Annotated in this window: 9 protein-coding genes; all 9 read right to left on the reverse strand. The window is 43.4% G+C overall.

Going from position 1 to position 10,963, the window contains the following annotated elements; translation table 11 throughout:
• Positions 1-185: 185 nt before the first annotated feature.
• The 9 genes from F6J99_RS33540 to F6J99_RS33580 all read right to left on the reverse strand — a co-directional run bounded on the left by F6J99_RS33540 (position 186) and on the right by F6J99_RS33580 (position 10,708).
• Positions 186-1,265, reverse strand: a complete 1,080-nt coding sequence (locus F6J99_RS33540) for a glycosyltransferase (protein ID WP_293119566.1) — start codon at positions 1,263-1,265, stop codon at positions 186-188.
• Positions 1,266-1,387: 122 nt separating this feature from the next.
• Positions 1,388-2,857 carry an O-antigen ligase domain-containing protein gene (locus F6J99_RS33545; protein WP_293119568.1) on the reverse strand — a complete coding sequence of 490 codons (1,470 nt, stop codon included), beginning with the start codon at positions 2,855-2,857 and terminating at the stop codon, positions 1,388-1,390.
• A 555-nt stretch (positions 2,858-3,412) separates the two neighbouring features.
• Positions 3,413-4,396 (reverse strand): glycosyltransferase family 2 protein, encoded by a 984-nt coding sequence (locus F6J99_RS33550; protein WP_293119570.1) that lies wholly within the window; start codon positions 4,394-4,396, stop codon positions 3,413-3,415.
• 96 nt (positions 4,397-4,492) lie between these two features.
• On the reverse strand, positions 4,493-5,518 hold the full coding sequence (locus F6J99_RS33555; protein ID WP_293119572.1) for a glycosyltransferase family 2 protein: 1,026 nt from the start codon (positions 5,516-5,518) through the stop codon (positions 4,493-4,495).
• 144 nt (positions 5,519-5,662) lie between these two features.
• Positions 5,663-6,556, reverse strand: a complete 894-nt coding sequence (locus F6J99_RS33560; RefSeq protein WP_293119574.1) for a class I SAM-dependent methyltransferase — start codon at positions 6,554-6,556, stop codon at positions 5,663-5,665.
• A 244-nt stretch (positions 6,557-6,800) separates the two neighbouring features.
• Positions 6,801-7,922, reverse strand: a complete 1,122-nt coding sequence (locus F6J99_RS33565) for a glycosyltransferase family 4 protein (protein WP_293119576.1) — start codon at positions 7,920-7,922, stop codon at positions 6,801-6,803.
• A gap of 87 nt (positions 7,923-8,009) precedes the next feature.
• Positions 8,010-8,990 (reverse strand): beta-1,6-N-acetylglucosaminyltransferase, encoded by a 981-nt coding sequence (locus F6J99_RS33570; protein ID WP_293119578.1) that lies wholly within the window; start codon positions 8,988-8,990, stop codon positions 8,010-8,012.
• Between the two features lie 120 nt (positions 8,991-9,110).
• Positions 9,111-10,232 (reverse strand): polysaccharide pyruvyl transferase family protein, encoded by a 1,122-nt coding sequence (locus F6J99_RS33575; protein WP_293119580.1) that lies wholly within the window; start codon positions 10,230-10,232, stop codon positions 9,111-9,113.
• A 17-nt stretch (positions 10,233-10,249) separates the two neighbouring features.
• Entirely contained in the window at positions 10,250-10,708 is a 459-nt protein-coding gene (locus F6J99_RS33580; protein ID WP_293119582.1) for a hypothetical protein, read from the reverse strand.
• Between the last annotated feature and the right edge of the window lie 255 nt (positions 10,709-10,963).

Genomic DNA, 10,963 nt, shown 5'->3' on the forward strand with positions numbered 1-10,963 from the left:
TTGATGCAATAGCGAGTGGGGGAAACCACGGCAGTCGCTCATGGGGGGAACCACCAAGACCGCGCTGCCTTCCCAAGACCGCGCTGCATCGCTTAATAAAAATCTCCCCATCTCCCCATCTCCCCATCTCCCCATCTCCCCGCGCCCCCGCCCCACACTCCCCGCGCCCCCGCCCCACACTTTGATTATGGGTATTCAACCGGACTTGATCTCAGAAGCTGATGGTAGACAGTAGTAATCTTCTCCACCATAGTGGTGAGGGTTAGTTCCTCAAGGTTTTGCCGTGCTGCACGTCTTAATCTATCCTGTTCGGACGGACTAGCCAGAAGCATCTCGATCTGATCTGCCAGTGCGATCGCATTTTTAGGAGGAACTAGCAGCCCTGCCTTACCGTAATCTAGTGCTTCGGGAACACCATCCACACTAGTAGCAACAATCGGGCAACCCACCTGTCGTGCTTCCATCAAAACCAGAGGGAAAGACTCACGGTGTGAGGCCAGGACAAAAACATCCGCTGCCATCATGTAAGCTTGAGGATTTTTTTGAAAACCCTCAAAGTGGATACGATCAGCAACTGACGATGCAGCAGCTTGAGTTTCAAACATTTGACGGTCGGGACCATGTCCGACTAAGTACAAATGTGCCTTAGGACAACTCTTAGCAACCTGCTCAAAAGCGCTAATTAACTCAGTAATTCCCTTACGTCGGTTCATGCCAGCTACCGTGACAATAGCCGGATGTTCCAAAGCTTTAGGAGTGCAGGTATCTAAAGCAGGTAATCGGGGACTGCCTAGAGTGCGATTCTTGATCACAGGCATTTTCCCCATGGGAATACCCCGCTTAGACATCGACGTTGCTACCGCATCACTCACAGAAATCACCCGTTCAGCTAATCCCATCACTACTGAGCTACGTTGGTAAACATTGTGAATATGGGATACTAGCTTATATTTTGCTGAACCCCGTAGGAACCGAGCTAGGACTACTCCCGTCATCATGTGTCCATGGACAATATCTGGCTGAAATTCTGCGATTATCCCTGGATAACGCCCAGCAGCCTTGAGCAAATGCAATGGTTTTCGGGTCTGATCGAGTTCAAAGTGAGTGACGCCATAAGCGCTTAGCAATGTTTCATATGCCCCGCCAGCAGAGGCAATAGCAACCTCATGACCCGCTTTGGCTTGCTCACAGGCAACGTCAATCGCTACATTGACAATACCATTACCAGTTTGTTTAATATGGTTTAAGATATGGAGTATACGCATCAAACCTCTCCCAAAAAGCAAAGCACCGCCATATTTGACCTATGAGTTAGTTAGGAATTGGTAGTTGAAACATCCGGCTGTTGCTCCGGCTGTTCCTTTCCATCTCCTACTTCTGTTCTTCTTTAGTCAGTGCCATTGATCAGAAAATTTTCATAATTCTTATCTTTAGCAGTGTTCACTTCAGCAATACTTTCCATTTCAGAAGAAAGCTTATTTTGATGCTGGTGATACTTATGTGCTGCCATAGTTAGACCCAAAAATCCCCAAATATAACATCCCCCAACACCAAGCATGGCGCTACCAATCGGTAGCCCGATTAAATTACTCAAACCAATAGCACGAGCAGTACTCATGAAGGAATCACGGCGAATCTCAGGATATTGGAACACACTATATACCAGCAGGAGCAATCCAGACATATACGGGAGAGTGCCAAACCAGCCTAGGGTAAAAAACATATCTAAAATGCCACTGTCAATCACAAGGCTTCGGAGTTCCCCTTGTTCGATAGTGAATGTATTTCCAATCCCATTACCTAGAACCATAGAAAGAGCTTTGCCAAGACTCTTTTCATAGATCTGTTGTCTAACTTCCGCGCTGTGATCATTTCCAAGGTCAGAAAATGTTGCCAAACGACTACCAATTACCTCCGAGAATGGCTCAATCGTGGTTAACGGCACGATACAAATTCCCATGACCAGGATAGAAATAATGATGCGCATCTGGATTTTGGGTTTGAGTGAACTGGTCAGGGAAGCTAGTCCAAAGAACCAGCTCGCCCACATCGTCCGTGACAAGGTTAGTAGAAAAGACAAGTAACCAGCTATGGAAGCAGGAATACGTAAAGGACTGTTATTATTAAATAACAACAGCAAACCCACCATCATGGTTGCAGCAAATGGTCCAGTGGAATTCATCGTGCTCCACAAACGAATACCAAACGGTTCGGGATTCCCCATAGAGAACATTCTGGCGTTGATCATCCAAAATCGATCCCACTCCGGTGCGATCACATATTGCACTAAGCCATAGATTCCCATCACCAATACACCCCAGAGGAATGTGCGCTGAATATTTTGGCGATAGCGAGGATAATCTCGCCAATTTATAAATAAGTAGAAACCTAAAAGAATTGGGGTGAACCAGTCGATCAGTCCTCGAATCGCGAAAATAGGAGTGCTTTTAATCAGACCAATGATAAAGCCATACAAAATACTGGTGAATCCCAAAATAAAAGGCAAACCCCCCTGTTTATAGGCTCTAGGAAGGTATTTTAAAAAGGTATCCACAGTAATCCATGTCACTATAGGCGCTACTAGCAATACTGGACTCGGATTAACCCAGTTACTGCGATAGTCAATTAAACGACGAACCAACGGCATCAGAAACCATAGCCACCACATAAAACCTAAGTAGAGGACAGGATACCGTCGATAGAGAAAAAGGCCCACGGCAAACCCTACCACAGGCAATAAAATACGCATGATGGTGCCAGCACCAGCAATAATGCCCAGTATTGTAATGACAACAAATAACAGGATGGCTGTCCAAGCAGGGGCTGGTTCTAGTTTGATAGGAATTCCTTTTGTCATTAGGTGTTAGGGATTAGATACACAGCAGTTCTCAATTGGGTGAGGTGAAAAGTCCTAGGTTGTAGGTTTTAGGTTTTAGGTTTTAGGTTTTAGGTTTTAGGCAATAAATTATCCAGTAACTTTTGGTAATAAAAAGAAAATTTCAACTTTTTTAAATGCATTTTTCAATGCTATATCTAATAGATTAGAGATTAGTTATTAATTAGTATAGATTAGTTAGTATAGCGTTTATTAGTAAGCCTGAAGTACATTTTAATTTTATTTATTGCTCCCGTCTTGATGCAAAGCGCGAGTGGGGGAAACCACGGCAGTTGCTCATGGTTAGAAGTTACCGTAAGACAGGCTCGCCTTAATCAATAAGTTTTACCCCTTTTCTGCATAGCCGACCAACCATAAAGGCTCAACGTAATCAGGTTTCGTCTCCGGGGGAACCCCCAAGACCGCACTGCCTCCCCAAGACCGCGCTGCATCGCTGCTCCCTGCTCCGAAGTCCCTGCTCCCTGCTCCCTAAAACTAAGAGATTATTCACCTAACACCCTTCAACCATTCCTTTTGCTAGCCTAAGCACTTTTTCCAGGTCAACCAACCCTGCCAACGTCCACGCAAAGAAGCAAGCCACTTTTGTCCTGCTAAAAGTCCTTCCTTGGGGAAAGACCGCAAACATTGTAGGAAACCCGGTTGAACTCGCGTTCCCACCAATGTTGACCAAACTATAAATATAATCCGTTGTAGAACAGGGAAGTAATCTAACAAAACTATAGTTTCATTATGTGCCGCATTAATCAGGGCAGTATCGCTAAAAACTACACCTCGCTGATCCTCATCAAAACGCTGTGCTGGATAGTGGTCTACTGCTACCCCTGGGTCATAAATCAGCTTCCAACCCGCTTTTCTTAGGGCTAGACCAAAGGCCAGATCATTATGGACTTGAGCTCCCGTCCCTCGCAGACGCTGATCAAAGCGCAAGCCGGATATAGCAGTTCGTCGATAGCTCATGTTAGCTCCCTTAAGGACATCCACCTCGCGAGGTAAACCTACCCCCAGGTGATGATTACCAATCACCCGTCCATACCATTGCACTCGACCCACTCGTTCTCTAGCACCATTTTCCAGGTAGTTACCGAGATGTACCCAATCCCGTCCACCGACACCCCCGATCCGGTGATCGGACAGAAAGTGAGTTTCAATATAAGCTAACCAATTGCCACGGGGAGCAGCATCATCATCGGTAATGGCAATAATATCTCCCTGTGCTGCATCAAGACCTGCGTTGAGAGCGGCCACTTGCCCCGGAATCCTTAATTTCACAGGACGCATGGGTAAGACCTCAGGGTTGAATGCTTCAAGAAACGCCCAAGTTTCAGCATCAGTATCCCGTACAATCACCAAGACCTGATCCGCTGGTCGAGTTTGCTTCTCCAGGGCCTTTAAACACCGTTCTAGGTCTTTTGGACGGCGATAGGTGGGGACTATAACAGTGATTCTCATTTCTTCTACTGTTGAGTTAGGTTGAACGCGATTGCGTGGCCTTTTGGCCAAGGTTTTTTGTCAGAATGCAGAATTTAGAATGCAGAATTTAGAATGCAGAATGTATTCTAAATTCTAAATTCTAAATTCTAAATTCTAAACAGATTACTATCCTGCTGTTTGAGACCGTAAATAACTCTGTAGAGTACTTAACCAACCTTTCACCATACCTTTCAACCGTAATTCCATAGAAATTGTCCATTCAAAGACAGCACGAAAACCCAATCTCGATAGGAACATGCGAAATCGCAAAGCTGGTGAATCTCCTAACTCTTTCAATAGAGCAATCAGCTCGGCGCGTTCTACCTCATTGAACAGTGGACGATAACAGTATGCTGTGTGTCTTAAGGCCAGTTTACGACGCTGCTGCTCAATCACCTTTGTATCCCAACCCCGTCGCTTAAAACCAGGCAATATACTGTCTTCAAAAACCCGAATACATCCTTGTAATTCAATATTTTTACGCTTAGGACGTAGATTTTTAGCATCAGTCCAAACGCGATAACGCGCTAATATCTCATTGGCATAAACGTTCCCATAACCCGCATCTGCCATTCTGACCCACATGTTATAGTCCTGTGTAAAATCGGGACTATCTTCATAAAACCTAACTGCTGGCAACGCTTCAGCCCGAAACATAGCGATATTTGCAGCTACTTTTACGCCAAAAACTGCGGCTCGTAGTGAGTCGTCTGCGCTCTGAAACTCGTGCTGTCTTGCAATACGTCGCACATCTCGATTGTTACTGCGTTCATCAATTTCCTGCACAGCACTGTGGGCATAACCCGCCTCTGGATGGTTCTCTAGCAGGGGTAGTAACGTTTCTACATAGTTGGGTAACAGGGCATCATCTGAATCCAAACGAACAATAAATTCAGTGTTTGGCTGTTTCAAAACCCAATTGTTGTTAGCCGCCATACCTAGGTTTTTAGGCTGCCGATAGTACCGTACTTGAGGAAACTGCTGGCATAGTTGTGCCATCACCTCAGGGGTTTCATCAGTGCTAGCGTCGTCTGACACCCAAACTTCCACATTGGGATAGGTTTGACCACAGGCGCTACCCACTGACTCCCATAAGTACTGGGCTTGATTATAGGTAGGGATGCAAATAGCAACTGGTTTCATGTCCTGCATCAGGAGTAGTTCCTTTATACGAAAGTTATGTTAAAATAAAATAACCGTAAAAACTGTTTAATTTTCGTTCGTCAAGAGTGCTATTTTTTTATTCAACAGCAACAAATAGCGATCCGGTTAGTTTCCCAAAAAGGCTCTATAGGGTTATTTTTTGACCAAAAAGTTTTTAACAAATTGTTTCAAGAGTCCTGATTGACCAGACAAATACTCTACTATCACCTTTTTATCTTGCCAGAGAATAAAATAATCCCTTAAAGACCACTTATCGACCTTGGTAAATTCCATAGGCTTAAAGACTGAACCATACCAAGTAAGCACCATGCCCTTTTTCAAAAACATGAAGGGACTTTGACCTTTAAATTTTCGATTTGACTCTAAATGAGTTGGGTGTCTACCGGTAACATCACCATAAGCATCGGTGATCAGTGCAATACCTTCTGTTTTTAACATGGAGCGTATATTAGCAATGGCGATCCATGGCTCAGTAAGGTGTTCGAGAACATCGAAAGAAATCACAACATCGTACTGATTATCCAAACAGGCTTCATAGCTAGGAATCAGGTTGATGCCATTGTCTAACAAGCCATAATGTTTAAATCGATTGGTGACAAAATCATAGGTTTTACTGCCTGGGAAGTCGCAGTACTCAACTTGACAACCATTCATCCCTAAGTACAGAGAGTCATTGCCTGTACCATCACCCAGTAATAAAATTTTTAAATCACCAGTTGTCTTCCCTTTCTGTGAGGCATACTTCTGAATTCTTTCTAGGGTTATTTCTATCAAGTGCTTTCGTCCAGGTCTAGCCCAAAAAACCATTGTTTCAAATATGAAGCCATACCCATTTTTATAAAGAGCCTCCATCTTGGCATCATAGTGGTGAGGGGTAACTCCAAAGTTTTTGGCATCTTGACAAACATTCCAGCCTAGTTGCAGCGCTTCCTGCCAGACTCGATGGTTTACCTCGTCTCTGGGCAGCTCAGTAAAGGTACTAATTTCATCAACAATAGGTTCGAGTTCAGTGGGAATTTTAGACATAACTAGTTATAGCGTTTGTATTTAAGTTGTGAACATACTCCCTAAGGCAAGAGGCAAGAGGCAAAAGGCAAAAGGCAAGATCAGAAACCGAGCCAGAGTTTTATTGGACAGTCAACAGTCAACAGTCAACAGTTAACAAAAACTGATTAATTACAATAGGAATTCGTGTAGGAATTGTGATAATTTTTATTCCCTGTTCCCTGTTCCCTATTCCCTGTTCCCTTTGGGAAACATTAAATTTACACTACCTGATCAGTTCTTCAAATAAATCCACATAGCTTTGTGCCATCTTTTCCCAACTGTATTGTGCGGCTATCATTGGTGCAGCTTGGCTCATCTGTTTCCTTTTTTCAGGATTACTAACCAGAAGGCTTAGCTCTTTTGCCAAAGCCTGGGTATCGTTGGGGTCAGACAAGACCACTCCGCAGGCTGGAGTAACCAATTCAGCTCCCCCGGCTGTGGTTGCGGTAATGACTGGCAAACCTGAAGCCATTGCTTCTAAGAGCACTAGTGTGCAGGCTTCATAGCGGGATGGAAAGACAAATAAATCTACAGCTCGCATGATCTCAGGAAGGTCACGTCGGTACCCGAGAAAATGTACCCGTTCACTGACATTGAGACTTGCAGCTAGCTGAGGATAGGGACTACCTTCTGTGATGCCAGCAACAGCTAGGTGTAATTCAGGGACTTGGACTAAGCCGTGCAAAATTGTATCCAAGTTCTTCCGAGGTGTTCGGATATCCCCAGCAAAAAATGCTAAAGGCACTCCCTCAGGAAGACCCAATTGTTTGCGGTCAGCCACACCGGGATAAAATTCTTGTAAGTCAACACCATTGACAATCACCTGAATGGATTCAGGGGGTACACCAATGTCTACTAATTCTTTCTTGACCTTTCCGGAAACTGCGACTACTACTTTTGCCTGACGGAAGGATTTTTTTTCCCAATGGGCATTCAAGGTTGTAACTAGCCACTGGTAAAGACCATACAAATCCCGACGTAGCCGAGAAGTATGGGCAGGCGATCGCAACCAAGAACTGTGGACAAAATGTACAGCATTTACATCTGATCCAGCTCTGGTAATGGAACCGTTAACTTTTACTAAGTCCAGCTCACTACGGTGTTGATTTAACCAATTGCCACTCCGCCAGGAAAAGACCAGATGACGAATTAGTGCTGTTGGCCACCTTTTAACTGGAATGAAAATCCAGTTTACCTGATTACTCTGCTGGAGTTCTGGGGCGACATTACTGGCTAATAAGGTGACGTGATGACCGCGACGAATGGCTTCTTTGGCAACTTCATAGTTGACTCGACCTTGGCCATCATTTTTCATGACTTTGTGGGTAACGATACAGAGTTTCATAAGTAGCTATCCTGTTAAAATTATCGAAAACTCTGACTAGTGCATCCTTCGCAGAAGTCTTTAACTACCTGATCTAGTAATCCTAATTTAAACCTTAGAAAAATCAGAAGGACTATAGCTAGATTCTTCCCTATTATCCGCATCTTCCCCAAGATGTTTGTCCAGCATATCGAGAACTTTGGCATCTACTTTGTCATCGAACTTGCGGGCAAAATGCTTACCAGAGGTAATCATTGACTCAAAATCTTGGACACCCATGATGGCTGGATAGGGAGGAGTCCAAGAGATATAACGTTTGTTATCATTGAATAGTTTTAGCATCGACTGGTTGAGCAGGATGCTCTGGATGAAAGACTCATCTGGTATGAGTGTGTTTCGATAGTGTTCTACAAATGCTGGGTTACGCTGAACAAATTGATGGATATATTGAATACAGCGATAGGAAAGTGTGTGCCACTGAGAACCCGCGTAGCACTGAAACTCTGGAGTGAAAGGTGTTGAAACGCAACGGATTGCTATTCTGGCACCAAACTTACCAGCCCTGATCCGGACTAGGGGCTGCCAATTGACAACACGATATAGCTTATACACTATAGTCTTTAGACTAGCTGGCAGCTTATAGTAGCGAAAAAAATAGCGCTCTATGCCCAAATCTTTGCCCCAGTGCCAAGCCGTTTCTGGTGGTTCTTGTACCGGAAAATATTCCATAAATCCGTCATATTCGGTGTTCTGCAAGAACTGCTCGATTTGGCTGATTGGCTGAATGGGATAGTCTTGACCAGAGAGGAATATCAACCAGTCAAATGTCACAGAATTATCTATTAACCAGTTGATGCAGCGAAGTTCCATTTCCACCATGGAAAAATCTCCCCATCCAACTGGAACATAGTCTTCCAGGATGTGAACATTGTTGATCTGCTCAAAAGACGTTGGGCTAAGGCTCGACTTAGATTGATCATGGTGAATTAAGACCTGGGACTCAGGGTTACCAGTCTTAAGTTTCTTGACTAGTCTGAGAACTTGGTCTGGATTGCTATGAGAAGCAATTAGGTAAAGGATTTTAGTCATGATTGACTCTTAGGTTTAAAGATTAGCGAATTTTATTCGCGTTTTATCTATCAGGCATTACCCAGTAACTATACCTGTGGTATGTGTTATTAACGCCCTCTACTAAGTAAGTTATATCTATTACTTAATTCCTATTGATAAAGGATAGTAATCTAACATTTCTTCTACAGCTACTTCAAGTTCTGATCGTTCTTTTATAAACCGGCAGAATGGAATTTGTGAAGTCCATGCTTCGTAAAATGCTTCATTCTTGTAATAAGAGTTAGGAAGAAAGATATGAGGAATCTCTAAAAGAGTACTAAGGATATGACCATGCAAACGATTAGTGATAATTAAACGATGCCTTTTGAATTGATAGATGCCGCTGTGCATCAGGCCCCAAGATGCTAGATTAATTGGGGAGTTATGGGTTGTTTGAAATTTCGCAGTATTAGTATGAAAATACTTCCAGTTTTGTCGGGATAACCATTCTTTAGGAGTTGCTAATCCTCGCTCATAAACTTCCCGAATTATTCTGACCAATCCTGGGATACGCCAATACCAACCTTTAGAGAGTTGCTTAGTAGTTCTTAGGGTCCATCTATCTGAAACCCAGTCTTCTAAGACAAGATTTTTTATCTTAGAAGAAAGACTCAGGTTACTAGTGGCCTTAAGTTCTTGATCCTTTCGGCAAAGATAAAGACTAGAATCCTCTTGAGCAGGCTGGATGGAGTCAGTAGACAGACCAGCCATTTGAAATGCCATATCAGGGGATTTAATCACCTGACAATTCCAGAAATTTTTAAGAGCAATTTCATAGCTGACTTGATCTCGGGTAAATAGGGTTAGGTTAGGATGGGAGTTAAAAACTTTTGCTGCTTTTTTGAGGTTTTCGGGATTTCTAAAATAAATAGTCTGAGGAAAAATAATAATTGGTCGATCTCGATAGTTTTCTATGATCGATTCTCGAAAATTTTGAAAACCTTCATATAGATCACCTAATGCTCCTCCTCCATTAAAGATTATGGGGCATTGATCAATTTTTTTTAGGCTGGCATCAGAGAAACCGTTAATACCAGTGGCATACTTGATTTTCGTTTTTAAGGTATCTGTCAAAAAGAGTACAGAGCCTAACCAAATCAGGTGGTCGCCAATATTGTAATGATCAGGATTGTCTAGCAGTATACATTCTTCAAATTTATCTAACTGTCCTAGGGATTTATGAAGAACTTCTTTTACGTTTTCTGGTGTTGAAATAGTCATGGTAATTCCTGAAATACTTAATGTAATTTTGAATGTACTTTTGTCTGTTGGATAATTTCCCGTCTGGAAGATATCTCGAAAGGATTTACTAATTGTTGAGGTATAACGCTGAGCATGAGAGCTGCTACAGTTCGCAGACTGAAATTTTGACTCAAGGCACGAAAAAGATAGGGGCGTGCTTCTGCTACCCGTCCATACCGTATCAGTCCAATACCCAGAGTTGTGTTCGCTTGTGCTAATTTCTGGGTAAAGTAACTCCGATGCTTTTGTAATTGAGGATCTGCTAAAAAGTGTTCGTAGCAAAAAATACCGGATTTGCCTTTGCGGATCTGAGCCTTGGCGTTTCCACTCCCACTGATATGGGTTTCAGATAACTCATGGACGCGGTATCGAGTCAGTCTTTCTGGATAGTAGTACGCGCCATCACCACTGCGGCAAGCTAGATAGGTTAGGTAATAATCCCAATAGACCCCCACTGACAACAGTTCATCCCAATTAACCTTGTCCCTGCGAATCAAAGCAGAGGATGCAGGAGATACTGATCGGTCTACTAGTCCGATAGTACAGTCAAAAGGAGTGGGAAATCGATAGCATAACGCAAAAACAAGCGACTATCTGCTCCTTTACTCCCTCAAATCTTCTCCTCATTCAATCAACGGAAGAGTGACCACAAATTTGGCTCCTGCTTCTTGGGGCTGTGCCTGTATGGTGCCCTGATGCTGTTCGACGAT

The sequence above is a fragment of the Moorena sp. SIO4G3 genome (genome assembly GCF_010692305.1).
Classification (GTDB): Bacteria; Cyanobacteriota; Cyanobacteriia; order Cyanobacteriales; family Coleofasciculaceae; genus Moorena; species Moorena producens_A.

Bases quoted from the DNA above. Each gene is read 5' to 3' on its own strand.
- F6J99_RS33540 (WP_293119566.1), bottom strand. From the start codon at position 1,265: ATGCGTATACTCCATATCTTAAACCATATTAAACAAACTGGTAATGGT.
- F6J99_RS33545 (WP_293119568.1), bottom strand. From the start codon at position 2,857: ATGACAAAAGGAATTCCTATCAAACTAGAACCAGCCCCTGCTTGGACA.
- F6J99_RS33555 (WP_293119572.1), bottom strand. From the start codon at position 5,518: ATGCAGGACATGAAACCAGTTGCTATTTGCATCCCTACCTATAATCAA.
- F6J99_RS33560 (WP_293119574.1), bottom strand. From the start codon at position 6,556: ATGTCTAAAATTCCCACTGAACTCGAACCTATTGTTGATGAAATTAGT.
- F6J99_RS33565 (WP_293119576.1), bottom strand. From the start codon at position 7,922: ATGAAACTCTGTATCGTTACCCACAAAGTCATGAAAAATGATGGCCAA.
- F6J99_RS33570 (WP_293119578.1), bottom strand. From the start codon at position 8,990: ATGACTAAAATCCTTTACCTAATTGCTTCTCATAGCAATCCAGACCAA.
- F6J99_RS33575 (WP_293119580.1), bottom strand. From the start codon at position 10,232: ATGACTATTTCAACACCAGAAAACGTAAAAGAAGTTCTTCATAAATCC.